Consider the following 26,230-nt stretch of genomic DNA (forward strand, 5'->3'; position numbering starts at 1 on the left):
TAGCACCGACAACGGCGCAGCATAAGCGTTGAACTGTCCATTTACGGACACTTAACTGTTCCATCCATGGACACCTCCGTAAGTATAAATCTCAATAACTAATTGAAAAATATATAAATTAACGGTTGGCACAAAACTGGGATAGTCAGGGCATGACGAATATTTCGAGAACGCCCAGAGAGTACCCATGGATAAACAGATAGCAAAATCATCGCTGCCACTGAAAAAGATACTGATCGCACTTAGCGTACTTGCGGCAATCGCGCTGGCGAGTTGGCACCTTAGTAACGGTAGTAACAGTTTGCAGAGCAGTATGACCTTAAACGACATCTCCGTTGCTACGGTCGAGCCACGCATCCTGCGGGAAAGCATTAGTTTGCGTGCCAGCGCCGTACCCCAGCAAACCGTGTTTTTAGATCTCACCGATGGCGGCCGCGTAGAAGAGCGTTTGGTCGAGCAGGGCAGTTACGTGGAGAAGGGCGATCCGCTGGTACAACTGAGTAATACCAGCTTGCAGCTGGATCTGATTAGCCGCGAAGCCCAGGTCACCGAGCAGATGAACTTTCTGCGCAACACCCAGATGACGATAGAGACCAATCGGCTGAATTTACAGCGCGATATACTGGATGCGGAACACCAGATCCAGACGCTGCAACGCCATATCGCACAAAGCGAAAAACTCCACGCCCATTCAATGGTGTCGGAGGAAGAGCTAACCGGCTTGCGCGAAAATCTCAGTTACCAACAAAGCGTTCTCGATCTGGCCCGCCAGCGCCAGGAAACTGAAGAAGCTATTCGCGAGCTGCAACTGAGCCAGCTCGAAGACAGCGTCGATATGCTCACTCGCAATCTTGAGTTCGCCCGTCAGAACGTGAGGAACTTACTCGTTCGTGCGCCGATTAGCGGCTATTTAAGTGAATTCAACGTCGAAACCGGTGAATCCCGTGCTGCGGGTAGCCGCCTCGGTCAAATTGACTTGCCTGAACGCTACAAACTGGTCGCCAGCATTGACGAGTTTTATCTCAACCGTGTGCAACTGGGCATGTCGGCCAGTGCAACCATTGCCGGGCAAACCTTCGATCTCAAGGTAGATCGCATCGACAGCCGGGTCACCAACAGCCAGTTTCAAATCGAATTTAATCTCACCGACGACATTCGCATGACCCGAGGCCAGTCTTTTAACCTGACCTTACACCTTGAAGAGGGCGAACAGCAGCGTCTGGCCATTCCACGTGGTCCGTTTCTGCAGGAAGGCGGTGGCAACTTTGTCTACGTGCTGGATGAAGACTCACATCGCGCTGTGCTGACGCCGGTGCGTTTAGGCAGACAAACCCCAGAGTGGGTTGAAGTGTTAGAGGGCGTGTCTGCGGGCACGAAAATCATCACATCAAGCTATCGTGACTTTCAACAAGCCGATAGTATTCAGTTACAACAATAAGGATCAACCGATGAAAGATTCAATCAGCGACACTCTCAGCGACAACATTAGCAGTGCACTAATAAGTCTGGACAACCTGTCGCGCGTGTTTCGCACCGAGCAGCTGGAAACCACCGCACTCAATGCTATTAACCTGAATATTCAGGCCGGTGATTTTGTCGCAGTGATGGGCCCGTCCGGTTGCGGCAAGTCGACCCTGCTGAGTATCCTCGGTATGCTCGATTCCCCAAGCTCAGGCGCCTACCATTTCAAGGGAAATGACATCGCCGCTTACAACGAGCGTAAGCTGGCGAATTTGCGCAAATCAGAACTTGGCTTTGTGTTCCAAAGCTTCAACCTGATTGACGAGCTGAGCGTACGTGAGAATGTCGAGCTGCCGTTGCAATACTTAGGCATGCCCAGGCAGCAACGTCGTGAACGCGCCGAAGCCATCCTCAAACGCATGAACATTGATCACCGTGCTGAACATCGGCCGATCCAGCTGTCTGGTGGTCAGCAACAACGGGTTGCAGTCGCCCGTGCATTGGTGATTAATCCGGCCGTAATCCTCGCCGATGAGCCCACCGGTAATCTCGACTCAAAAAACAGTGACGATGTGATGCAGTTGCTGCGTCAGCTCAATAAAGAGGGCACCACCATTGTGATGGTCACCCACTCGGAACATGAAGCCCGTTATGCCAGCCGTATTGTACGTATGCTCGATGGGCGGATTGTGTCTGAAAACGTCAGTGATAATTTGAACGAAAGCAGCAGTGCAACACTAAGCGAGGTGGTGAACCATGGGTGATCAATTCGCGATGTTCGCCAGCTACCTGAAAACCGGCTTGCGTGCGCTACTGCAGCAAAAAGTGCATCTGGCACTGAATTTAATCGGCCTGTCGGTCGGCTTAGCTGCGGCGGTGCTGATATTGCTTTACGTGCAGTTCGAGCGTGGTTATGACCAGATGCACCCAGAGGCTGAACAGACCTACCGGGTTGAACAGTTCTTTACCCCTTTGGATCAACGGTTTCCTATCAGCAGCCCGGCCATTATCGCCGAGTTTCAGACTTTCGATTCGCGCATTGAAGGCACCCGGCTATTCGACAGCTCGCTTGATGTCCGGCCGCAAGATGCCCGGTTACCCATGCAACTCGACTATTTAGCGGTTGAAGACAACTTCAGCGAGTATTTTTTGGTGGACGTCTTAGCGGGTGATCTGGACACAGTGCTACGTGACCCCAGCAACATAGCGTTGTCGGAAGACCAGTCGCAGCGCCTTTTTGGACGCACCAACAGTGTCGGGGAAACACTCACCACGGATAGTGCCACCTATACAGTTGCAGCGGTTTTCGAGGTACCCGAGCAAAGCCACCTGCATGCCGATGCCCTGATGTTAGTGTCCGAAGCAGATTTGGATCAGCCTCTACTTTCAAACAATGCGCTGGTGTATTTGCATATTCCTGATGATGCGAATTTTGAAGGTTTATTGGAAGGAGTGTCGCAGGCGCTTGCTGACAAAGTCTATCACGAGCGGGGCGTCGCAGAAGTCATGCTGCGCAAGCTGACAGATATTCACCTGCGCTCACAACTGTCTTATGAACTGAAAACCAATGGCTCGCGCGCCACGTTGTTAACCGCAGCGGTGCTTGCAGGTTTATTGTTGTTGGTGGCAAGCATCAACTTTATCAATATGAGTATTGCCCGCTCTGGCAGTCGCGCGAAAGAAGTCGGCGTGCGCAAAACCCTGGGCGCCACCCGCTGGCAACTATTTAGCCAGTTTATGCTGGAATCGCTGATGGTGGCCCTTATTGCGGGCTTTATCGCGGCGATCTTAGTTGAACTCAGTGTTGGCGCTTTCAGTAACCTGGTCAACCGGCCTATAGTCCTTGAGTATTTTGGTAGCTACGGCGCCTTACTGTTGCTTTGCAGCACGGTGATTGGCTTGCTGGCTGGTATTTATCCGGCGTTGTTTATCTCGGCGTTTAACGCCAAGCGGGTGCTCAGCGGTGATTTGCAGCGCGGCAATACGGCGGTGTGGGTGCGCAAAGGTCTATTGGTGGTGCAGGGCGCCATTACGGTGGCGCTGCTTATCGGCAGTGCGATCCTGCAACAACAGCTCGATATTTTGCTGAACCAGGACCCGGGTTACCAAACTGAATCGCGATTAATCGTGCGCGATATCGATAATTCCTACCTTTTTTGGTCAGACAATCAAAGCCTCGTCACTGATATTTCAGCGATGAATGGGGTGCGCGCGGTCAGTCCAACCGATGTTGAGCTCACGCAAACATACGCTCAGGTATCAACACTACGTATACCAGGCCAGACCCAAGCTGACCGCTTGCCACCCGTGGCAACTTTTGGTGCCGGCTACGATTTTGTTGAAACCACAGGCATACGTTTACTGGCAGGGCGCGACTTTGATGCAGAACGGCAGGCGGACTGGTTTACGCTAGGCGATACCCATGCAACCGCTTCCGCGATTGTTACCGCCTCACTCGCCCGTCAGGCCGGTTACAGCGACTTAGACTCGGTGCTGGGAGAGCGCTGGATGATAGGCGAAGACAACGTCCCCACTGAGCTGCATATTGTTGGTGTAGTGGACGACTTTCAGGTGGGCGCTGCGACGCAATATGTGGGTTTAGCGCTGATGGTTGCAGGCCGGTCATCAATGCCAGAGGCAGATTTAATTATTCATCTAGAACCAGCCACTGCCCTCAGCACACGCAGTGAGATTGAAGCCATGTTGCAGCAGCGCCTCAACCGCATGGACATACATACGTCCTGGTTAGGCGCGGACTTCTCCGCCATGTACCAAAACCAGGAGCGACAGCGCACCATCATTATACTGTTCGCAGGCCTCGCCATCCTGTTGACCTGTATCGGGCTATTCGGCCTTGCTGCCTTCAGTGCAGAGCAACGCAGCAAAGAAGTCGCCATGCGCAAAGTCCTCGGTGCCTCGCGCATGCAAATCGTCAACACCCTGGCCAGGGAATACATGGTGTTGATGGCGATCAGTGTGTTGATTGCGGTGCCTGGTACTTACTTTGTGGTTGAGTGGTGGCTCTCCGGCTTTAATGTACGAGCCAGCCAAAACGCAGGCCTATACCTGATTGCGGCTGCGCTGACCGTTGCCATCTGCTGGCTGACCGTGGCGGGGATCAGCATGCGGGTGGCTAGTCGTAAGCCGGGGTTAGTGTTGCGGCAGTTTTAATTCGTTAGGACAGGAGCCGCAGGGACGCGGCTTTTTTATCTCTTGTAATCAATGCTCGTATAACGGGAGCATGGCATTCTCTCGGTGGAATAACAGCGATGAACCTGAGCTTGTTCTTTCTGAGTTGATTAACCTGCTGAATAATTTACTTGTGATAGATTTGCAAAATCAGTAACATACGCCGCTCTATTTAAACAGGAACGGTAAAGAAGCATCTTCTTTACGGTAAACATGGAAGGTTATTATTATGGAATTAATGAATGCGTTTAGCTCGATCCCGACAATTTGGGTTTATATTTTAGCCAGTTTGTCTGTCGTCATCTTATTGACTTTATTTGCCTGTATCCCATTTCGAGTCATCTTTACACAGCGTCCACTGATAGTGTCCTCCCGCGTTGTTGCTGCCTCTGCGTCCTTTTTTATCGGGTCTATGCTTTTTGTTTGGGTTATGAGTTTCGGTGCGTCATCCCATCGCCTTGAAGTGTATCAATTAATAACCCCTGTTGCATTTTTAGTGATTTTGTTGGCCGTCTGGATTCGTCTGAAAGGCTATACCGTCATGGGGCGTAATATTGATTACTTTCGTGATGCAATAATGGCATCCGTCAAATCTCTAGGATTTACGGCTGAAGAAAGTACGTCCGGCAAAGATACTTACACGCTCAGAATTGAGGAAACAGGTGCAGAGATTCAGTTTGTAGTTATTCGAGGGTTTGGCGCAGTGCAAATTATGAGCGCAAATAAGCAGTCTAAAGCTATTACGTCGAAAATTGCAACTGAGATGGAAAGTTATTTTAAAAACCATCAAGGTAAAATGAATTATGTCCTTCCGAGCGCGCTCTCAATCTTATGTTTTATGTTGATAGCCTTCAATATCCTCATTATCACAACCCGGTAATGGCACCTAGTTTTTCAGTACGCCGCTAAACTAGCGGTGTACGTTCCGCCGTATAAGGCACTCCAACATGCAATTTACATATAAGGAAGTAATGTGAAAGAAATTAAGTCTATTGGGAAGCTTAAAGAGCAAAGCACTTGGCGTTTGTTTGCTCTGGGGGTAATCACACTTGGGGTGTATTTTGCATTCTACATAAAACGACAAACAGCCAAAATAAACGATATGGTTGATGAACACAAACAAATATCTACGGCTTTTGTAAACGCGATTATAGCCATGTCATTTATTTCGTTATTCCTTCTTTTCGCCTCTATGCCGTTTCTCATGGTTACACCGCAAAGCGAGATTCATCCGGTAGTGGCAATAAGCGATTTGTCTAATTTCATTTGTGGAATCATGTTGTTGGTTTGGGCAATTATAGCTCGAAATACACTGAATTCTGCTTATGAAATATCTAAAACTGATGATGAATGGTTTCATGGATTGTGGACAGTTCTCTTCACGACTATGTACTTTAATTACCATGTTAACCGTATCGGCGAGCAGCATGCAGAAAAAACGGCTACAGCAGGCTCCTAAAATCGCGGTTCACCAGGCCGAGAAAGATTAGGAAACTTCACTTCCTTGAGCACATCAAGAAACGTGTGCAAGGGCGCCGGAACATGGCGGTGGCCGGGGTAATAGATACAAAGCCCCGGCCCGGTGGACACTCGCCAATGCAACTTCCTCTCCATCTTTTTCAAACTCCCAATGATAGAATTTCCCAGTTGGCAGGCGACGCCAGACACAGGCGTGAGCAACTGAGGAAACTATGAAACTGACATTTAGCCCCTGGTACCATTGGTCCTCCAGAAATGAATACCCCGGCATTGCTTTTCCGGGCATCTACGTCGTGGCTTTGTCTGAAGATAACCTTTGCGGGAAGGCATTTTCATTCAAAGACGGCGTTATTTATGTTGGCATGACCAATAGCGTTGCCGGCCTTCGTGGTCGCTTAACCCAGTTTGACAACACTATCGCCCAGAAACGCTGCCAACATGGGGGCGCCGACAGGGTGCTGTACAAGCATCAAAACTATCCTGCATTAGTGAAAAATCTCTATGTCTCACTTTGCCATGAGACATGCGAACCGGCAGCAGAAACTGCACTCGATCTTCGTGCGATGGGGAAGGTTTGTAATGCGGAATATGAAATGATGGCTAGATGCGTCGAAGAGCTAGGACAACTCCCTGAATTCAACCGTAAGAAAGAGAGCCTTAAGTTCAGCCTTGCGCATGGTCGACGCTAACTAATCAGGAACGTTCGCACCGAGCTTCATATTGTTGGTGTGGTGGACGACTTTCAGGTGAGCGCTGCGACATTGAAGCCATGTTGCAGCAACGCCTCAACCGGATGGACATACATACGTCCTGGTTAGGCGCGGATTTCTCCGCCATGTACCAGAATCAGGAGCGACAGCGCACCATCATTATACTGTTCGCAGGGTTCGCCATACTGTTGGCCTGTATCGGGCTGTTCGGCCTTGCTGCCTTCAGTGCAGAGCAACGCAGCAAAGAAATCGCCATGCGCAAAGTTCTCGGTGCCTCGCGCATGCAAATCGTCAACACCCTGGCCAGGGAATACATGGTGTTGATGGCGATCAGCGTGTTAATTGCGGTGCCTGGTACTTACTTTGTGGTTGAGTGGTGGCTCTCCGGCTTTAATGTACGAGCCAGCCAAAACGCAGGCCTCTACCTGACTGCGGCTGCGCTGACCGTTGCAATCTGTTGGCTGACAGTGGCGGGGATCAGTATGCGGGTGGCTAGTCGTAAGCCTGGGTTGGTGTTAAGGCAGTTTTGATTATAAGTGCCTATAATTGGGTTTAACAAAGCGGCACGTTTGCTCAAATAAGCGCGTTTGTTGTTTTCAAGCTGATAATAATCGAAGTGGTTCCTTTTGGGTGGTGAAGTTTTGCGCTAAGTTCAGCAGGGTATGAATAAGCATTGTTGTTGGTTCGCTTAGAGTTGCGAGGCAAGAACAATTCCACTAGAGTCTTTTATATAAAATTAACTTGCCACGGATACTAGGCATAGCAATACAGTAATACGAGCCTGCTCAGTTTGTTTACCAAGGGAAAGAGTCTCTTCTGTTATCTATCTTATCTTAGCTGTTTCAGTATCTAGCTTGTTTTTTTGTGGGGTTTTGAGTGTTTTGAAAGCGCGCGTGAGCAATGTCATCTGTTAGGCAACCAAATATCTGGATTAAAATATGGATAGAAGATTTCACATCATATATCAAGAGCTTATCGAGCTGTACAGGGCAAGTCTAGCAACGGGATCCAGATTTCCGTTCCTGGAAAGAAGGATTCGTTCTGAAGCCTCATTAAAATCATTAGCAATCGTAACTGAAGCAGTTGATCAAGCAGTTTCATCCTTAGAGGGAAAGTACTCACTCCGCGCAGATGCATATCTATTTTTGATCGTGAATATCCATCAGATGGTCGCATTACCCCTAGCACAACATGATTCTCCCGTTGTGCTCAATGATGAAATAGAGCAAGGCATTCGAAGAGACACCGAGACCATCATAAGAATGGCTGCTGAGTCTGCAGGCGATCGGCATGATATTCCAGCCTCTCATGTTTTATGGGGTGCCTCAAAGGTACTCAATGAACTCAACCTTAAGTCGTGGCGCATATGGGATCGGGATTAACCACAGAACAAGAATTGAAGATAGAAAATAGCCGCCAACTTACAAATGTGGCGCTTATCCTTCTTCCTGCAATAGGTGTAGTCGCAGGCCTAATTCTTCAATTTAGAAATGTTGGCAATGTGTTTTGGTGGCTCGCTGGAGCCTCGGCCATTTTATGCGCGATTAGTATATATCTAGGTGGTTTGGGCATCAGCCGACTGCGAAGAGAGAAGCCAAGCCGTATTTCGCCATTTAATGGTCAAGCGGTATTGGTCACCATTGGGTTCCTTTTACTTTTATCTACGTATTTCTCAACTGGGGACGACAAACAGAACAATATACAAGAGCAACTGATTGTTATTTCCAGAGATATTGGGCTCCTACAGGGCAAGCTACAAACCTTCGAAGGGGAGGTTTCATCTATTAGCAGTGGACTAATGCAACTTGATTCTAAGTTTGCAAACTCAGAATTTATTGTCAAAGCCAGCCTAGATGACTTGGGTAGAGGTATGTGCGAGATTACAGAGCAAGTGGAGGAAATACAAACAGCATTAGATAAACTCACTCCTGCTGAGGAATGACTGAGAACATGTCTAACAATTGGATGCAACCGGACAAAGCTAGGCTGTGGCCCTTACGCTGGCGCGAAGGCCGCGCGAGCTAGACACTTTCGCTGATCTGCGGCGTTATGTAGCAATAAGGAGAGAGTACATTGGCATAAAGGTGATTCTAACGTACAGAAATGAAAACGTGACAGTAGAAGCTCGCCTATTTAAAGGTTGGAATCTTCCTGTTGAATTTGCGTTCCAGAAAACTACTAGGGTTTATTCAGTCAGGCGTGGCTTTTAAAGAGCCGCTGCAACAAACTATGAGCGGGTGTTGCAGTTAATAGTTGAATTCGGGGCCTGTTAACTTTGTTAAGACTTGCCCAGACTCAGAAAATTAAAGTGGGAAACTAGTATGAAAAGGACTCTTAAAAGCGTGTTGTCTGCATTATTTGGTAGAAAAAAGCAAATACATAAAGAAACCTACACCGTTATACATAATTCAGTACATAGAGATTCTAATTTAAAGGAACAGGCAACTCAAAAGTTAACACGCGACCAAGAAAATGAATTGAAAGATAAATTGCGATGCGAGCAAATCCTGAATTACTGGTTAGACACAGAATTGTTTGATTTACCTGAATGTCCAATGGACTATAAAAAGCAAATAATCAGCGAGCCAGCTGATTATTTCTCTAACTCATGGGGGGTGGAAGCTCCCAAAAAAATTCATGCAGGTAAGCTACAATTTACCACAGATAGCCGCTTATTCGTAATGTTTCAGTGCCATATAGCTGGTTATATAGCTAAAAGCGAAGAAAAGCATCCAAATTACATAACGCCTAGAACTTATTTGGTCGGACAAGCTTTAATACCCAAATGGGACAACGAAAAAAAACAGGTAAAATGGACGCGTTCTGAAGATGATGAAGATCTTGTAATCAACTTGGCGACCATCAGGACACTATACCGACGTTGTAATAGTTCAATTCCCAATTCGATGAGTTTATCTGATTGGGTAGAAGCAAGGATGATAGAAATTGAGTCCATGCTTCATAAAGAACTAAGTCCAGAAGATGAAGGTAACGGACTAGATACAGAAGAGCTTCAAAATAAGATAATACATCTTAATAGGAAAATTGCAGAACAGTTTTGGCCTGATGAAAGTGCAAGAAAATTTATGCTGAATCAATGCCAGCCAATCGAAAGTCGATTTGCTGATAAATTGGATCAACCTAGTGAATTAAAAAGTGGGGCGGTTACATTCCGTTGGCGCTATTGCTACTATCCGGAAGGCAGTGAAAATCAACAGCTAGGTCCATTTTTTGTTGATGATCTTGAGCGAGCTATATCTTCAGTAGGGAAGAAAGGTGTTGGTGGTCTATCTAGACCATTGCAAGACTATCTGCTCGGTAGGAAAAAACAAATTGAAATAGGCAATGCTGTCAATCAAGGTGATTTGTTTTTGTCACTGACTAATAAGCTTATTAAAGGTCGCTGGCCAGATAACCCTGATTTTGGTCTCAGTTTACTTCAATGCGTTGCTGTTAATGTATCTACAGATCTTTCAGAGAACCCAATTGTGGCTGTAAATGGCCCACCCGGAACAGGGAAAACCACATTACTGAAAGACGTAATCGCAGATAGGTTTGTTACTCGCACTATAAAACTTAGTGAACTTTGCGAAAAAGAGGAGTGGCTTTCTAGTAGCGAAAGTATTTCTTCAATTATGCAATATAGTATGGTTGTTGCATCAAGCAACAACAAAGCGGTTGAGAATATATCAAAAGAGATCCCAGCATTAAGTAAGTTGCCGGAACAGTATAGTGACGTAGTAAAGCACTTTCAAAGCATCGCTCCGGAAGAAGATTGGGGACTGTTTTGTGCGGTATTAGGAAATTCTAGCAATCGTCGCTCTTTCAAAGAGCAATTGTCTAAACTGAAGGATCATTTTAGGAATATTAAAGATTATTTGCACCTTCAGTTTCTCGTTAACTTACTAAAGAAAAAAGGACCTGAAAAAGCTGATGAGGTTTTTAAGAAATTCGTTACAGATTGGAAAGACAACAAGAGAATATCAATAGTAATTGAAGACTTACAAGAGTGTCATGCAAATAAAAAGTACCAAGAGTTTTTTAAACCCTTTGCTTCAGCTTTGCAAAGAGTCCAAAACAACGAACTAACTGTTGAACAATTCTCTGCGAGTTGGAAAGGTCTGGATGAGGAGCAATGGGAGTTATCGATAGAAGCATTGGAAGCTTTTAAAAAACAATGGTTCGGGAAAAAGCTTTACAGTAAGCACTTGACGAGAAATTTAGATGTTGCTCAAAGAAAATTTAATGAAAAGCTAGCTAGAGTTTCAAAAGTACTAACGAAAGATAACCAAGAATTTAAATTGGATAAAAAGAAACATCTAGTAGGTACACAGTATTATTCAACAATTGGTGAAGAATCAGAAAACGATGCGGAAAAACGCCTTCAATTATCATCTCCCTTCAGTAGCTCCGAACTCAATGACTGTAGAAGCCAGTTATTTATAGCGGCATTAGCTTTAAATGAAGCGATACTAGAGTGTGCTGCAAGTCAACTCTCTAAGCATTGGGAGAAACTCGATGGGCTAATTGATGGGTACCTTGAAACAAATGAGAGCACTCCTGAGCATCAGCAACTTTGGTCCATTTTGTTTTTGTTTTTCCCAGTGGTCAGCACGTCTTTATCATCGGTTGAAAATCAATTTAAGCTAATGCAAAAAAAGGAAGGATTCGGGTTGGTAATGTTTGATGAGTCCGGTCAGGCCGTAAACTATCACGTTACTGGTATGTTACAAAGAAGTCGGCAGGCAATTTTCGTCGGAGATCCCATACAATTGGAACCGGTTGTAACTATGCCTCCGTCAATTGATTTAGCAATTGCTGAAGATTTTTTTCCTATATCAAAAAAAGATGGTAATCACTGCTGGGGGGACGATTATTTAATCAGTTCTAATTCTGCCCAATCAATTGCTGATAAAGCTGGAAAATATATAGCAAAAATTGGGGAGCGAAAAGTTGGGATTCCACTGCTTGTACATCGACGCTGTACGGAACCAATGTTTTCGATATCAAATAGAATTGCTTATGATGATAAAATGGTTTTGGCTAGCAAGCCATTTGGCTGGAAAGCGATTCAAAGTGGTTGGATCAACGTTGATGAAGATGCAGAAGAGATGAAAAAAACTGGGTATGCAAATTCACTTGAGGCGTGTACTGCTCTAGATTTAGTGAAATTTTTAGTAGAAGAGCATCCTGATATGGTTCAAGGTGGAGTATATATTATTACACCGTTTTCGATTATGAGACGGGAGCTGAAACATCAGTGGAAAGAGGTTTGTAAAGACTCTTCTAATCATAGTTGGATGCAAAGTGCTTTCGGCACCGATAAAGCTGGATTAGATGTAGAGTCTTTCTCTGAACATAATATTGGGACCGTTCATTCGTTTCAAGGTAAAGAGGCATCCACTGTTATTCTATGCACATCAGCCTCCAATATTCGTAAAAAACAAGGAGGTATCACGTGGGTAAATAGTAAGCCAAACTTATTAAACGTTGCCGTCACACGTGCTCAACATCATCTATTTGTTATTGGTAATCAAAAGGATTGGTCCGAAGGCACATTATCGGCTGTTCTACAAAACGGTGAGATGCAATGCTATGCAAACTTAGAAGACTTTAAGAGGCAAGACGCCCGTTTAATTGATGATTATTTAACAGAGGTTAGAGTTGTAGAAAAAGCTAGCTCTATTAACTTTGACTTTGGCTAACTAACGCTAGAAAGCATACGTGTGCGGATTTACCTTAACCAAGTTGTAACAAATGGTATTGGCTATTCCCTGAGAATAGAACCATGACATCGATGATACTTTCATGAAAATGCGTCAAGTGGAGATCTCAAAACTTAAAAAACGTTACAGCGAAGAAGAAATCATTAAGGCCATCAAAGAGCATTGGGCCGGACCCAAGGTCTAATACATTTGACGTCGCCTGGGCATATCATCAAACCGGACGATCTATCATTGGCGTAATAGTAAATACGTCGGTCTGAAAGTTAACAGAGCGAAGCGCTCGCGCGAGCTTGAAGTTGAGCATCAATCCGATGCTCCGTTTCAATGTCACCCAACCAATCTAACCACCAACCCCTTCAAATACAACCCTTCAGGGTAGGGCAGCGACACTGGGTGGTCGGCAGCCTGGTAGGTGCGGTCGATGATTTGCATCTCGCGGCCTGCGTCGAGTACGCCGTCGGCGACGACTTTCTGGAATAGCTCGGTGCTAAGTAAGCCCGAGCATGAGAAGGTCATCAGTATGCCGCCTGGGTTTAGTAGTTTGGCGGCTAAACGGTTGATGTCTTTGTAGCCACGGCAGGCGCGGGTCAGGCTGGCTTTTGAGTCGACGAACTTGGGTGGGTCGAGCACGATGACGTCAAACTTCTCACCATTTTGATATTCGCGCAGTAGTTGAAACACATCACCTTGCACATGCTCAACGTCAACGTCGTCCAGGCCGTTTAAGGTCAGGTTGCGCTTGGCGATATCGAGCGATGGCTGTGACATATCCAGGTTGCGCACATAGCTTGCGCCTGCGGCGGCTGCATACAAACCGAATCCGCCGGTGTAGCTAAAGCAGTTGAGGACGCGTTTGCCTTTGGCGTATTTCTTAATCGCCTGGCGGGCGTCGCGCTGGTCCAGGTAGTATCCGGTTTTGTGGCCTTTGACGATATCCACGTACAGCTTCAAACCGTTCTCTTCAATCACCAGCTCTTCAGGAACCTCAGCGCCGTGTAATACACCGGTAACCTGCTCTAAGCCTTCTTTTTTACGTACGTCGACGTCTGAGCGCTCATACACATTGTGCTCAGGGAACACGCTGCGTAATGCCTCGACAATCACGCCGCGCTGCAGCTCGGCACCGGCTGATAACAGCTGGCAGACAATCCAGTTGGCGTAAATATCGATGGTAATGCCCGGCAATGCGTCGGACTCACCTGCAATTAAGCGATAGCCGGTGGTGCCTTCAGGCAATACGGCCTGGCGCATGCGCAATGCACGTTCAATGCGGCCTTTGAAGAACTCAAAGTCGACTTGCTCGTTGGCGTCAAAGGTCCAGATGCGCCCGCAAATTTGTGAGTGCGGCGAGTAGGCGGCGCGGCCTAAGAAGTTACCACGCGTGTCGAGCACCTCAACGGTGTCGCCAAGGCCTGGTTTGCCTTTAATTTTGGCCACAGCGCCGGTAAATACCCACGGGTGCTTGCGCAGCAGGGCTTTTTCTTTGCCCTGCTTAATAATCAGTTGTCCGGCCATTAACTTACTCGCATCCCAGGCTCGGCACCGTCGTGCGGGTTCATGATGTAAATCTCTTTACCGCCTGGGCCTGCTGCCAGCACCATGCCTTCAGACATGCCAAAGCGCATTTTGCGCGGCTTGAGGTTGGCGACCATTACGGTGTGCTGGCCAATCAAATCTTCCGGGTTGTAAGCTGACTTAATGCCGGCAAATACCTGACGGGTTTCGCCGCCTAAGTCTAAGGTCAGCTTTAACAGCTTGTCCGCGCCTTCAACGTGCTCGGCGTTGGCAATTTTGGCCACGCGCAGGTCGACTTTGGCGAAATCGTTGAACTCAATTTCCTCGCTGATCGGGTCATCAGCCATATGTGGGTTGGCCGGTGCCTGCTGGGCTTGCATCGCTTCTTTTGAGTCTTCGATCATCGCTTCAACCTTCTCCATTGGCACGCGTTGTAGCAGCGCCTTGAACTTACTGATTTTGTGGCCGGTCAGCACTTGTTTGGCGCTGTCCCAGGTAAAGTCGTCGTTTAAGAATTCCTGTGCCTGCTTGGACAGCTCTGGCACCACAGGGGTCAGGTAAATCATCAGCGCACGGAACATATGAATGCCCATGGAGCAGACGTCCTGTACTTCCTGCTGTTTGGTCTCGTCTTTGGCTAGCTGCCATGGCTCTTTAATCGCAATGTATTCGTTGGCGCGGTCGGCGAGGGTCATGATATCGCGCATCGCACGGCTGAATTCGCGCTTTTCAAAGCTCTCGGCAATGCTGTCGGCGGCGTCGGTGAACTGTTTGAGCAGTTCCGGCTCGGCGACGGTGTCAGATAATTTGCCGTCGAACTTCTTGGCGATAAAGCCGGCACAGCGGCTGGCGATATTGACGACTTTGCCCACTAAGTCAGAGTTTACGCGCTGGGCGAAGTCGGTCAGGTTGAGATCGAGATCGTCAATGCGTGAGGTCAGTTTGGCGGCGAAGTAGTAGCGCAGGTACTCTGGGTTTAAGTGATCCAGGTAGGTGCGCGCCATAATGAAGGTGCCTTTGGACTTCGACATTTTGGTGCCGTTGACGGTGATAAAACCGTGCGCCCACACATTGGTCGGCTGGCGGAACTGCGCGCCTTTGAGCATCGCAGGCCAGAACAGGCTGTGGAAGTAGATAATGTCTTTGCCGATAAAGTGATAGACCTCGGCTTTGCTGTCTTCCTGCCAGTAGTCGTCAAAGTTCAGGCCGTTCTTCGCACAATAGGCTTTGAAGCTACTCATGTAGCCAATTGGCGCATCCAGCCATACGTAGAAGTATTTGCCCGGCGCGTCCGGGATTTCAAAACCAAAATACGGTGCGTCGCGGCTGATGTCCCACTGTTGCAGGCCTTGTTCGAACCACTCGTTAAGCTTGTTGGCCATTTCGTCCTGCAAGGACCCTGAACGGGTCCAGGCTTTGAGCATGTCGCCGAAAGCGGGCAGGTCGAAGAAATAGTGCTCGGATTCACGTAGTACCGGGGTCGCGCCTGACACTGCGGATACCGGGTTCTTGAGATCTGTTGGGCCATAGGTCGCGCCACAGACATCGCAGTTGTCGCCGTACTGATCTTCGGCGCCGCAATCCGGGCAGGTGCCTTTAACGAAGCGATCCGGCAGGAACATTTCGCGCTCAGGGTCAAACAGCTGCTCGATGGTGCGGGTCTGGATATGCCCGTTGTCGCGCAGGCGGGTGTAGATAAGCGACGCCAGCTCGCGGTTCTCTTCCGAGTGAGTTGAATGATAGTGATCAAAACTCACTCCGAACTCGGCAAAATCGGCCTGATGTGCGTCGCTCATTTGCGCTATCATTGCTTCAGGGGTAATGCCAAGTTGCTGAGACTTCAGCATAATAGGCGTACCATGAGCGTCATCGGCACACACGAAGTGGCAGTCATGACCACGCATTTTCTGATAGCGAACCCAAATATCGGCCTGAATGTAGCCTAGCATGTGGCCAATATGGATCGGGCCGTTGGCGTAGGGAAGGGCGTTGGTCACCAGAATCTGTCGTTTTGTGTCTGCCATGAATCTTCTCAATCAGGTTAGGTTCGTTTCGATAGGCGACATCTTATCGAAATTCAGCAGGGGTTGCTATGTCAGATGCACTGAAAGCGCACTGTGGCGCGTTACGCAGCGAAATATTTAGTCAGGGTTTCTTACCAGAGTGGTTGCAGGTCGACGGGGACAGCATTGCGCTGACCTTACCGTTTGCCGCAGAGCCTGAAGCGAGGCGCCTAATTGCGGATGATACCGAGTTAAACCAGTATGACTGGACCATCACCACCGCGGTCGAAGCCTTGCCGCAAAGCAAAGGGGCTGGGCAGGCGTCGGCGGCAAGGAACGTAATTGCGATAGCCTCAGGTAAAGGCGGCGTGGGTAAATCCTCGGTTTGCGTTAACTTAGCACTGGCTCTGGCCCGTACTGGTGCCCGGGTGGGTATTCTGGATGCGGATATTTATGGTCCGTCGCTGCCAACCATGCTGGGGAACCAGGACGCGAAACTTACCTTTACCCCGAACCGTAAAATGCTGCCGCTGCAGCGCTTTGATATGCAGGTCAATTCGCTGGGGTATTTGGTGGATGCGAAAGACGCGACAGTATGGCGTGGGCCCATGGCAAGCGGTGCGCTGCAGCAGCTTTATAACGACACCCAGTGGCAGGAACTTGATTACCTGCTGATTGATTTACCGCCGGGGACCGGCGACGTGCAGCTGACTCTGGCGCAAAAACTACCACTGACCGGCGCTGTGGTGGTGACCACACCGCAAACGGTGGCACTGAACGACGCGGAAAAGGGCATTGCGATGTTCCGCAAAGTGGATGTACCGATTCTTGGTGTGCTTGAGAACATGAGCGGCTTTGAGTGCAGTGCCTGCGGCAAGCTGGATGATATTTTTGGCCATGACGGCGGCGCCATGGTGGCCAGCGAACAGTCGGTGCCTTTGCTTGGCCAGTGGCCGTTGTTAAAGGCATTGCGCCTTAGTATGGATGAGGGCGAGCCGCTGGTGTACCATCAACCGGAGCATCCCTACAATGAACGTATTATGCGCAGCGCACAGCTGATGGCGAGTAGCGCATGGGAGCTGTTGCACGAGGCGCCAGAGTAGGGCGCATGCGCTGCTGCAACAGACAGCAAACAAAGAACAATTAGAGTTTAAAACCACCGGAGAGCACTTCAGATATGCGATTAACCGATGCCCAAATAGAACAAGAACTTGCCAAGGGCACCATTGCCATTGAGCCTGTGCCCGAGAGCCGCAACATCAGTGGGGTGACGGTGGATATTCATCTCGGCAACGAGTTTCGGGTATTGCAGGATCATGCGGCGGCTTACATTGATTTAAGTGGCACGCGCGATGAAATTAATAACGCCATTGACCGGGTAACCGGCGACGAGATTATCCTCACTGAGAAAGACCAGTTCTTTATTCATCCGGGTGAGTTTGCCATCGCCGTGACCCATGAGTCGGTGACGCTGCCTGCGGATATGGTCGGCTGGCTCGACGGCCGCTCGTCATTGGCCCGTTTAGGCCTGATGGTGCACGTAACCGCGCACCGCATTGATCCGGGCTGGTCAGGGCAAATCGTGCTCGAGCTGTTCAACAGCGGCAAACTGCCATTGGCATTGCGGCCGTTGATGAAAATCGGCGCACTCAGCTTCGAAACCCTAAGCGAACCATGCGAACGCCCCTACAGCGCCCGCAAAGACGCCAAATACAAAGACCAGCGCGGCGCCGTCGCCAGCCGCATCAGCGCCGACGGCTCGTAGGTCAGACTCCGCCTGACCTTTGGGGTTTTCTGGCAATCCAATAAAACGGCTTACGGCGTGTGTGCGTAATGGCTAGTATTTCTATGTTATTTGGTGTGATTCGGTAGATAACTGAGGTAGGAAATATGCTCAAACTTGCCTTACGAATATCGGGCTTTAATATAATGGCATTTGATTTTGGGAAGGTGGATATTCGCTGACCAACCGAGTCAAAAGCATTAAGAAATTTTGCTCCTAAACCTCGAACTTGAGAATCATAATATCTAATGCATTTATAAAGCTCAGCTTCAGCATCAGGGTGGAGCTCAACATTGAGTTGAACTCTCACCGAATCATGGTCCGTGCTTTTTCCATAACACTCGAGTACGCCACAGTTTCAACCTCACCTGAATCAATCTGGTGAGCGCGAGATTGGGCTGTGGCCAATACGTCAGACCAAGCCTCATTTTGCTGTGAAGGAGTCAGGCTTGCGATTAAATGCCGCACTAACTGAGCTCGCTCCTCAGCGCTAAGCTGCAAAGCTTCTTTCTCTATTTGCTTAAGCTTCATGATTTTTCCTGATTTTGCATTGACACTGTAATCTTGGCATTAATTCTATGACATGACCATATTCCTTATTGTGCGGTATTGCGGACTTTACTAGGAAAGATTTCACCTGCCCTTAACCATTGCATTGAGTCAGTGCTGCGCCTGACCTATGTGAGCGTGGGAGTTGCGTGGTATGTGCAATTTGATTTAGGATAATGTTAATTTATAACCATAAATTAACATCGGAATGGATGCCATGAACAACGCTTACCTCGGCGCCAATGCCACAGCTATTGCATTAGCCCTTGCCTCAGGCGTGCTTTACGCCCAAGAACCAGCCTACGTAACTGATGTAAGTTTCAATCACACAACCAGTCAGGTGGATGTGGAGCTGTCGCTCACGATCCCTAAAGAAGTTATCGAGAACAATCAGATCACTTTGTTTCTCAATGGCAGCTTTGACGTTGCCTCTGTGGAAGGCGAAACGTTGTCCAGTCATTCAAGCGGGGCGTCCGCGCAGATTCCGCCCTGGAACGAGCATGTACTGGAATTCAAATCTGGTTACGACACGCACAGGGTTAACTTTACGTATTCAGGCGAGATCAATGTTGAAGATGGCCACGGCAATGAAGTGTCGGGTGAGCGAATTCACCTGACGATTGATTCAGCCTGGCATCCTATATTTGCCAATTTGGCTACGCCAATGCAGGGCACAGTCAGTATTCAGCTGGACGATTCCTGGCGGGTGTATGCACCTGGATCGACAAGCAGAGAAGAAAGCCGGGTAGTATTGGAAAGTGCATCGCCTCAGCTTGATGTGGCTTTCTTTGCCACGCAGAACGACAATGTGCTGGAAGAAAACGGGTTTTCGGTCATCTACGACGACGCCAATACGCAGCTGGCCTCCGAGCTTTCTTCGGTTGGGGCGACTTGTCTCGCCTCGCTGAACGAGAAATTTGGTCAGAACAAGCCGTTAGATTCAGCCTCGCTGGTGCTTTTGCAGCGTCAGGGACCAAGTTTCGCCCGGGCTAACTTCTTATCGATTAACAGCAACAATGTGCAGCGACCGCCTTTTGGCTATCAGTTGGTATGTCATGAACTGGCGCATAACTGGACCGCGATTGGTAACGTGATGTCGCATGACTACTGGATACCGGAGTCATTTGCAGAGCTGATTGGCGCCCGTGAGATTCAATCTCAGTTTGGTGACGACGCCTATCAATCACTTAAGCAAAGCTGGCAGGAAAGAGCTGACGGCACCGAATTCGTCTGGCGTGAAGATGTGCAGCAACGCGCCTCGCATCGGGTGAACTACGGATTAGGGCCGTTGAAGCTGCTGCAGCTGGAAGATAGAGTGGGGGCGCAGACGTTCGATCAGTTTATTGCTAACTACATGACAAGCGACATTACAGAAACCACAGACTTACTTGATTTACTCACCTCATTAACCAACTCAGAGACTGCAGCCTGGTTTGAGGACCAGCTGGCAACAGGAGATCTAAATGAATAACTTTTTTCGCTGTTTGATAGCGGTCGTCGTCTACACCATTATTTCGCAGGTGACGGGGGTTTATCATAATGTCCTGACTGACCCATTTGTTCTGAAGGATTTCCTTCTTGATTTGGCGCTTTTTGTTGCTGTTTTTTATGTAGTTTGGTGGATAACAGGTAAGACTCGGTTAGGGCCACAAGCCTCGAAAACCTAAGGCAGGCTAAACCTGACGTCATTCAGTTGGACTATCGCGGATAGCTTATAGCTGGCCAAAGGTTAGCGCTTCAGTTCTGATTTGAATTCGGTAAGCATCTCATCGGCAGACTGCTCTACAAAGCCACTTTGTTCTGCCACCGTCAATTTTGCATTAATCGCTTCAGCACGTCGGGCACTGCGAATTAAGTCGTTAACTAATTCGCTCTTGTTCGCATAGTCGCCGACGTTCTCAACCTGCTCTTTTAGCCAAGTGTCATTTCCTGTGGTCAGAGTGATACTTTGTCGAGGCATGATGACTCCACAATTTGTTGCATCCTAGTGTAATATTACACCAGCTCTGGAGATTAGGCGAACATACTACCTGGAGCATATAAAAACGGCCCCGAATGGGGCCGTTTTTGCATCTAAACTGCAATCAATCGTCGTAGCGATCGAACCAGTCGATGATGCGGTTGAGGCGTTCAACCAGGTTGATTGGGGCCCCGTTGCGCGAGAGGCCGTGACCTTCGTTCTGGAATACTGCCATTTCGGTGTCGACGCCGTTGGCTTTAAGGGCATAGAACCATTCTTCGCCCTGGCCGATGGGGGTGATGTGGTCATCGGTGCTGTGAATAATTAGCGTAGGGGTGGTGACGCGGTCGGCATATTTTAATGGTGACCGATCCCAGTAATAGTCGTAGTTCTGCCAAATGGTGCCGCCAAACTCGACCTGCATGGAGGCCGGAGGGAACGCTTGTGTGCCAGCTTCTGACAGCCAGTTACTGACACTCCGTTGGGTCACTGCGGCCTTGAAACGGTCGGTCTGGGTGGTGATCCAGTTAGTAAGGAAGCCACCATGGCTGCCGCCGGTAACGAACAGGCGATCTGCGTCTATCCAGTCATAGGTGTCCAGCACGTGTTCTAACGCCAGCATATTGTCACGGTAGTCGGCGCCGCCATAATCGAGGCGTACCTGGTCACTAAAGTCCTGGCCGTAGCCTGAGCTACCGCGGTAATTAACGAACACCACCGCATAGCCGCGCGCTGCCATGAGCTGCATTTCCTGCATAAACTGATGGCCCCACATGCCACCCGGGCCACCTTTGATATTTAAGATCAGCGGGTATTGCTCGCCATCGGCACGGTTTAAGGGTTCGAGGAAAAAGCCCTGTGCTGAAAAGCCTGCATCGTCGCTGACATGAAAGCTTTGGTAAGCGCCCAATGCAAGTTCGTCCTGTAATGCCTGGTTAAAGGCGGTCAGGCGGGTGGCTGAAGCAGCGTCAGTCAGCGGATTAAAATACAGCTCAGGCAAGGTCTGCTCATTCTCTTTAACGTACGCTGCGCCGTGCTGATTGATACTCAACTGGCTGAGGCTGTAGCCTTCACCAGCAATGGTCGAAAACTCACCACTTTGCGGATCAAAACGGTGCAGGGTGGTAGAGCCATGGTTCATCGCGGTGAACCAGAGTTCGCCATTAACCACCTCAAGGTTGGACGGCATTAGCTCCAGCTGTTCAACTAACACCTCGCTGTTGCCATCAAGGGTAATGCTGCGCAACGAGGTCGGGGCGTAGGGCTCGGCGCTATGCAGGTAGACCAGCGTATTGGCATCCAGCCAGCGCGGTGAACGGGCAACGCCTGATGGGGTTTGCAGTTGTGCTTCTAAAGCCTCCGAGCCATCAGCAGCATCCAGCGCCAGCACAAACAGTGACTGCGAATACACACCTTCGCGGTGCTCCGGATCGCGGTTGGAGGTGAAGGCTATGTGTCCGCCGTCCGGTGAGAACTGCGCATCACCTTCGTCAAAACCGCTTTGCTGAGTGAGCGGACTCAGTTTGTCATCTGCAATACTATACAGCCACAGACTTTGCTGGCTGTCATCGAGGTAGCGCCCCTGCGCTTTGTAAACTGCGTGGCGCGCTTCCTCAACATCCGCGGTGTCGTTATCAGTTTCGTCATCGGCTTCAGTACGCGGGCCGTCAACCTCAGGTTCAAGGCTGATGCTGAGTAGCACATGCTCACCGTCGGGTGCCCACTGGTAATCACCAATGCTGCCTTGCTCCAGGCTTAGCAGCGGGCGCGCTTCACCACCGGCGAGACGCAGGGTGTACAAGCCGCCGTTGTCGCCACGGCCACTATTAAGTAACAAGGTTCCGCCGTCTGGGCTCCAGCGCACGCCGTAGTCGACATTGCTGAAGGTAAACTGGCGTGGTGCTTCATCGCCACTGTTGTCGACCAGCCACAGGTTGGAGTGCCAGCCGCGCTTGTCGCCTTTAACCACACGCTGAATAAGCGCCGTATGGCGCCCGTCCGGTGACAATTGCGGACCACTTAGCTGGACCATATCGTAATAGTCGTCGGCGCTGATCGCGCGACCTTCAGCTTCGCTGCCCTGGACACAACTGGTGCTAAGTAGCGCCAGACCCGCAACCGAGAGACTTACCATGTATTTCATCACTACTATCCTTGAGTTAGTTACAGCGTCTAACGCGTTGGCTGCGCGTGGGCGGCGCCGCGGAAAATGGCGTTAAACAGCAACACCTGCATACCGTCCATGTAAGCGCGATAGTTCGGTTCCTGCGTGAAACTGATGACCATTCCGCGGCCCTGAGGCTGCACCATTACTAAGGGTTTGTAGGCGATTTGTTCGCGGTTCTCTTGCCACAGGTAGCCACTGGCCAGGACCTCATCGGGGCCTGCAAAATAAGCCACGTTGCGGCCATGATTGATGGTTAGCGGGCTATAAATATCGCGGCCGACAAACAAACTATGCACCTGTTCAGGCACTCCGGCGGTCAGCCAATGTTCTTGATCGACATTAACCCGGGCCAGTACCCCAGAGACCCAGTCTGGTGCTGCTTCGTGATCCTGAATGCGGTGGTTGAGCTGAGCGTCATTGGTAATCAGTTCGGCGGTATCACGATTGATTCGTGCCACTTCTTCCGGCTGAACTTTGTTTTCAACCGCCGAGTTGAGCATTGGGTTTTCACCGTCTACTACAAAGCGGGTGGCGTTACCCAGAGTGATAAGGACACCGCCGTTGTCTACCCAGCGGCGAATGTGCTCACTGCCTTGTTCGCCAAATGCCTGGGTGTAGTCCCCTGAAGCAGTGGCCGGCAGGATCAGTACCTGATAGCGGCTTAAATCGGCGCTGCGCAGCTGGGCAGGGCGAATAGCGGTGACCGGGTAGTTGCCTTCACGCTCAATCACGAAACGGGTGCTACCGGCGCTGAGTACATTCGTAGGTTCGTCCCAGGCCATGGCAATGTTGGGTGCGTGCATAGTTTTGACGTTGGCAGAGCCCACATTCGGGCCGCGCCGCATCCAGCTTGAATCAATGCCGGTGACTTCAGCGCCGGTGTCACTGGCCAGTTGAGTGACGACCTCAGTCAGATCATCCGGGTTACCAGCACGGCTCAGCACCAGGCTACCCGAGGGGAAGCGTGCCTTGCTGTCATGAATAAACTCAAGATCACTGGAGCGTACGCGCAAGCCCTGCTGGATTGCTGCCGAGAGGAAACGAACAGCATTCATATCGCCCCAGGGCACGATATAGCCATATTCAGCATCCGGGTTTTCCACCGAGCCTGCGGCGATGCGTTCACCGCTAAAGGTGGTGCTGGCAACACGCGGTGCGCTTGCACAGGCTTCGACATCGAGGTTGAACATTAATGGCAGTGACCAGGCTGTGACATCGTAAATTTGGTCTGGCAGGTTGTTGGCCCGCAGTCGTTCCTGTTCTTCAATAAAGTCTTCATCCATCGGCACATGCTCATCCAGCAGGGTGCGGATCAGATGGTAAGTAGGTTGCGCCGCATTGACGATATAAGCACCGGCCTGATAGTCAGTGCCGCAGGCGCTGAAACCTTCATCGGCAACCTGCACCTCAATGCCTTGTTCGCTTAATACAGCAGCCAGCTTTTGATGGCCGGCGGCATCGCGGGTAGCCGGGAATACATAGCTGCGTACGTCACCACGGCTGCCTTGTTCAATGGCATTTTTGCGATACTGATAGAAACGTTGTTGCAGTTCATCGCCGCGTTCAGCCGCCAGCTCGATGCTCGACATAAAGGCAACGAAGTTCTGTTGCACGCCATCGCCATAGGTCAGGACTTCGCCGTCACGGGTGCGGAAATGATGACCGCGGGCAGAGCCCATTTCATAGGTCATCGAAATAGCCCCCTGGTACAGCGGCCAGCTGGCTCCGTAACCGGGGTAAAAGGCATCGAAAATCTCGCGGGTGAAATAGTCGTAACCGAAATCGTCAAACCAGCCCGCATTGCTGCGCCCAACCCACTCCAACACTTCGCGTTGAGGCTCGGTAATATGCGGATTGAACGGATGTGCTTCGGGGCTGAAATAGTAAGGTAGATCGCCACCCATTTCGTGTGAATCAATAAAAATCAGCGGGTAGCTGTTTAACAGGGCGTCGATACGACCACGGGTTTCCGGCTGGGTTAATGCCAGCCAGTCACGGTTCATATCGAACAGGTAATGGTTGGTACGGCCGTTCGGCCAGGGTTCGTTATGTTCTGCGGAAATACGGTCGGTCGACGGGTTCAGGCCAACGGTGGCGTAATAGCGGCTGACAAAGCGGGCACGGCCGTCGGGGTTCTGCATTGGGTCAATGTAAATCAGGGTCTCGTCAAGCAGCGAGGCGGTTCGCTCACTCTGATCGGCGAGTAAATGGTAGGCGGTTGCCATTGAGGCTTCGGCCGGGCTGATTTCATTGCCATGCACGCTGTTGGCGATCCAGATCGAGGCAGGGGTCTGCTCAATCAACGACTCTGCGTCGTTATCGTTTAACTGGCGTGGGTCGGCCAGTTGGCGCATATTGCTTTCAAACTGGTCAAGCTGACCCAGGTTTTCGGCGCTGGAAATTACCACATAGAACAACTGGCGACCTTCCCAGCTGGTCGCGTAGGGCAGTAGGCGAATGCGATCCGGATGCTGTTCGGCAAGGTGTTGATAATAGCGCTGAATGGCTTCAGGGGTGGAAACCTTACTGGCTAACGGGTAGCCGAGAATGTCTTCAACGGTGGCGACCTGATCGCTGTAATCGGAGTCCGGAAATACCGGCAGGGTCTGCGCTGCCGCGCTGCTGATGGCGGCGGTGCCAGCCAGCAGACAGGTGCTTAGTAAAGTTTTTTTGAGCGGAGAAAGCGTTTGTTTCAGAGGGGATGCTAAGGGCTTTGAAGTGCAACGGGCACGAGGTGTCATACGGCTGTCCTTTTTAATTTTGATAATTGGGCTAATGCCTTTTCAAGTGCTTGCAGTAAACTGTCTGGCTGATGCCGATGTGGCATACCTGGTTCGGCTTCAACCCCGGTAATAATTGGAAGCATGCCATGGTAGCCCTGCGGCTTGTTACTGATAATTAAATCGACCGGGTTGAGCCCCAGTTGATTGCTCATCCACTGCAATTTGTCGTCGAGGCTGAGTTGACCAGCCGGACTGTACTCTGCCAGCAGATTATCAATAAAAATCACCTTTGCGGGGGTTTCAGCGATAGCTCGCGTAATTTCTCCGACCAGCAGCGGTGGCATCACCGAGGTTAAAAAGCTGCCGGGGCCAATGATAATCAGGTCGCTGTGCAGAATATGGCGCAGTACTTCGGGGGTTGCTTTAACCTGAGGCGAGAGTTGCAACCGGGTTGGCATGCGCGGCAGATCATCGACGCTGATCTCACCATGGCAGTCAAACTGCTCGTTGGTGGCGGCAATTAAATCGGTGGGTGCTTCGCTCATTGGCAACACCCGGCAGTCGACTTTTAATAGGCGGCTGAGTAGCTGAATACCGTCTAACGGGCGCGCACTCAGTTCGTCCAGGGTATAAAGCAGCAGGTTGCCAAAGTTATGGCCATGCAGTGAGGAGTCTGAATTAAAGCGATAACTCAGTACCTCGGCGGCCAGCGGTTGATTGGAGAGCTGCGATAAGCAGTTACGGATATCACCCCAGGCAATACATTTATGTGCCTGACGTAATAAACCCGTGGCGCCACCGTTGTCGGTGGTCGCGACCACGCCGATAAGGCGGTGGCGAAGAAAGGACAGCGTTGACATCAAACGGCCAAGCCCGTGGCCACCACCAATCGCTGTTACTTTTCGAAGTTGTTGAATATGCATAATGTCATTGTACTTTTTTCCGGGGCCCATGCATAGAATTGC

At 49.8% G+C, this 26,230-nt stretch carries 22 protein-coding genes and 1 pseudogene; 15 read left to right on the plus strand and 8 right to left on the minus strand.

All coding sequences use genetic code 11. From position 1 onward, the window contains the following. Nucleotides 1-187 precede the first annotated feature (187 nt). The 11 genes and pseudogenes from CWE14_RS02430 to CWE14_RS02480 form a co-directional block, all read left to right on the plus strand. Entirely contained in the window at nt 188-1,438 is a 1,251-nt protein-coding gene (locus CWE14_RS02430; RefSeq protein ID WP_126797913.1) for an efflux RND transporter periplasmic adaptor subunit, read from the plus strand. 10 nt (nt 1,439-1,448) lie between these two features. Next, on the plus strand, nt 1,449-2,225 hold the full coding sequence (locus tag CWE14_RS02435; RefSeq protein WP_126797914.1) for an ABC transporter ATP-binding protein: 777 nt from the start codon (nt 1,449-1,451) through the stop codon (nt 2,223-2,225). Next, the gene (locus tag CWE14_RS02440) at nt 2,218-4,632 is read left to right on the plus strand and encodes an ABC transporter permease (RefSeq protein ID WP_126797915.1); all 2,415 of its coding nucleotides are present in this window, start codon (nt 2,218-2,220) and stop codon (nt 4,630-4,632) included. Before CWE14_RS02435 ends, CWE14_RS02440 begins: the two co-directional genes overlap by 8 nt. A 247-nt stretch (nt 4,633-4,879) precedes the next feature. After that, nucleotides 4,880-5,530 (plus strand): hypothetical protein, encoded by a 651-nt coding sequence (locus CWE14_RS02445; RefSeq protein WP_126797916.1) that lies wholly within the window; start codon nt 4,880-4,882, stop codon nt 5,528-5,530. A 93-nt stretch (nt 5,531-5,623) separates the two neighbouring features. After that, nucleotides 5,624-6,109 carry a DUF4234 domain-containing protein gene (locus CWE14_RS02450; RefSeq protein ID WP_126797917.1) on the plus strand — a complete coding sequence of 162 codons (486 nt, stop codon included), beginning with the start codon at nt 5,624-5,626 and terminating at the stop codon, nt 6,107-6,109. Nucleotides 6,110-6,341: 232 nt separating this feature from the next. After that, nucleotides 6,342-6,818, plus strand: coding sequence for a hypothetical protein (locus CWE14_RS02455; RefSeq protein WP_126797918.1), 477 nt, complete (start codon nt 6,342-6,344; stop codon nt 6,816-6,818). 80 nt (nt 6,819-6,898) lie between these two features. Beyond that, complete coding sequence (locus CWE14_RS02460) at nt 6,899-7,369, plus strand: ABC transporter permease (RefSeq protein WP_126797919.1); 471 nt, start codon at nt 6,899-6,901, stop codon at nt 7,367-7,369. Between the two features lie 408 nt (nt 7,370-7,777). Beyond that, nucleotides 7,778-8,221, plus strand: coding sequence for a hypothetical protein (locus CWE14_RS02465; RefSeq protein ID WP_126797920.1), 444 nt, complete (start codon nt 7,778-7,780; stop codon nt 8,219-8,221). Next, on the plus strand, nt 8,206-8,781 hold the full coding sequence (locus CWE14_RS02470) for a UbiA prenyltransferase family protein (RefSeq protein WP_126797921.1): 576 nt from the start codon (nt 8,206-8,208) through the stop codon (nt 8,779-8,781). The genes CWE14_RS02465 and CWE14_RS02470 overlap by 16 nt, the downstream gene beginning before the upstream one ends. Nucleotides 8,782-9,160: 379 nt before the next feature. Beyond that, nucleotides 9,161-12,544: a DEAD/DEAH box helicase gene (locus CWE14_RS02475; protein WP_126797922.1), complete on the plus strand. Its 3,384-nt coding sequence runs from the start codon at nt 9,161-9,163 to the stop codon at nt 12,542-12,544. 109 nt (nt 12,545-12,653) lie between these two features. After that, nucleotides 12,654-12,869 (plus strand): annotated as a pseudogene (locus CWE14_RS02480) (transposase); the annotation flags it as partial. A 23-nt stretch (nt 12,870-12,892) separates the two neighbouring features. On the opposite strand, the gene CWE14_RS02485 reads toward CWE14_RS02480, so the two are convergent. Both CWE14_RS02485 and metG read right to left on the minus strand, forming a co-directional pair. Beyond that, entirely contained in the window at nt 12,893-14,080 is a 1,188-nt protein-coding gene (locus CWE14_RS02485) for a class I SAM-dependent rRNA methyltransferase (RefSeq protein ID WP_126797923.1), read from the minus strand. After that, a complete protein-coding gene (gene metG, locus CWE14_RS02490; RefSeq protein ID WP_126797924.1) occupies nt 14,080-16,104 on the minus strand; it encodes a methionine--tRNA ligase in 2,025 nt (674 codons plus the stop codon). The genes CWE14_RS02485 and metG overlap by 1 nt, the downstream gene beginning before the upstream one ends. Before the next feature lie 68 nt (nt 16,105-16,172). Between metG and apbC the strand changes: the two genes are divergently transcribed. Together apbC and dcd are read left to right on the plus strand one after the other, a co-directional pair. Further along, complete coding sequence (gene apbC / locus CWE14_RS02495) at nt 16,173-17,186, plus strand: iron-sulfur cluster carrier protein ApbC (protein WP_126797925.1); 1,014 nt, start codon at nt 16,173-16,175, stop codon at nt 17,184-17,186. A gap of 74 nt (nt 17,187-17,260) precedes the next feature. Further along, nucleotides 17,261-17,848 (plus strand): dCTP deaminase, encoded by a 588-nt coding sequence (gene dcd / locus CWE14_RS02500; RefSeq protein ID WP_126797926.1) that lies wholly within the window; start codon nt 17,261-17,263, stop codon nt 17,846-17,848. Between the two features lies 1 nt (nt 17,849). Here the strand turns inward: dcd and CWE14_RS14860 are convergent, their stop codons facing one another. Together CWE14_RS14860 and CWE14_RS02510 are read right to left on the minus strand one after the other, a co-directional pair. After that, nucleotides 17,850-18,176 (minus strand): type II toxin-antitoxin system RelE/ParE family toxin, encoded by a 327-nt coding sequence (locus tag CWE14_RS14860; RefSeq protein ID WP_126797927.1) that lies wholly within the window; start codon nt 18,174-18,176, stop codon nt 17,850-17,852. Continuing rightward, nucleotides 18,173-18,397, minus strand: coding sequence for an addiction module protein (locus CWE14_RS02510; RefSeq protein ID WP_126797928.1), 225 nt, complete (start codon nt 18,395-18,397; stop codon nt 18,173-18,175). Before CWE14_RS02510 ends, CWE14_RS14860 begins: the two co-directional genes overlap by 4 nt. A gap of 235 nt (nt 18,398-18,632) precedes the next feature. Between CWE14_RS02510 and CWE14_RS02515 the strand changes: the two genes are divergently transcribed. Together CWE14_RS02515 and CWE14_RS02520 are read left to right on the plus strand one after the other, a co-directional pair. Next, complete coding sequence (locus CWE14_RS02515) at nt 18,633-19,886, plus strand: gluzincin family metallopeptidase (RefSeq protein WP_126797929.1); 1,254 nt, start codon at nt 18,633-18,635, stop codon at nt 19,884-19,886. Continuing rightward, nucleotides 19,879-20,082 carry a hypothetical protein gene (locus CWE14_RS02520; protein WP_126797930.1) on the plus strand — a complete coding sequence of 68 codons (204 nt, stop codon included), beginning with the start codon at nt 19,879-19,881 and terminating at the stop codon, nt 20,080-20,082. The genes CWE14_RS02515 and CWE14_RS02520 overlap by 8 nt, the downstream gene beginning before the upstream one ends. 62 nt (nt 20,083-20,144) lie before the next feature. Here the strand turns inward: CWE14_RS02520 and CWE14_RS02525 are convergent, their stop codons facing one another. The 4 genes from CWE14_RS02525 to CWE14_RS02540 all read right to left on the minus strand — a co-directional run bounded on the left by CWE14_RS02525 (nt 20,145) and on the right by CWE14_RS02540 (nt 26,188). Further along, complete coding sequence (locus CWE14_RS02525) at nt 20,145-20,375, minus strand: ribbon-helix-helix domain-containing protein (RefSeq protein ID WP_126797931.1); 231 nt, start codon at nt 20,373-20,375, stop codon at nt 20,145-20,147. Between the two features lie 124 nt (nt 20,376-20,499). After that, the gene (locus CWE14_RS02530; protein WP_126797932.1) at nt 20,500-22,518 is read right to left on the minus strand and encodes a S9 family peptidase; all 2,019 of its coding nucleotides are present in this window, start codon (nt 22,516-22,518) and stop codon (nt 20,500-20,502) included. A gap of 29 nt (nt 22,519-22,547) precedes the next feature. Further along, the gene (locus CWE14_RS02535) at nt 22,548-25,283 is read right to left on the minus strand and encodes a M14 family metallopeptidase (protein WP_126797933.1); all 2,736 of its coding nucleotides are present in this window, start codon (nt 25,281-25,283) and stop codon (nt 22,548-22,550) included. Then, entirely contained in the window at nt 25,280-26,188 is a 909-nt protein-coding gene (locus tag CWE14_RS02540; protein WP_126797934.1) for a gluconeogenesis factor YvcK family protein, read from the minus strand. The genes CWE14_RS02535 and CWE14_RS02540 overlap by 4 nt, the downstream gene beginning before the upstream one ends. Nucleotides 26,189-26,230: the final 42 nt, after the last annotated feature.

The organism is Aliidiomarina soli, assembly GCF_003986975.1.
In the GTDB taxonomy this organism is placed as follows: domain Bacteria; phylum Pseudomonadota; class Gammaproteobacteria; order Enterobacterales; family Alteromonadaceae; genus Aliidiomarina; species Aliidiomarina soli.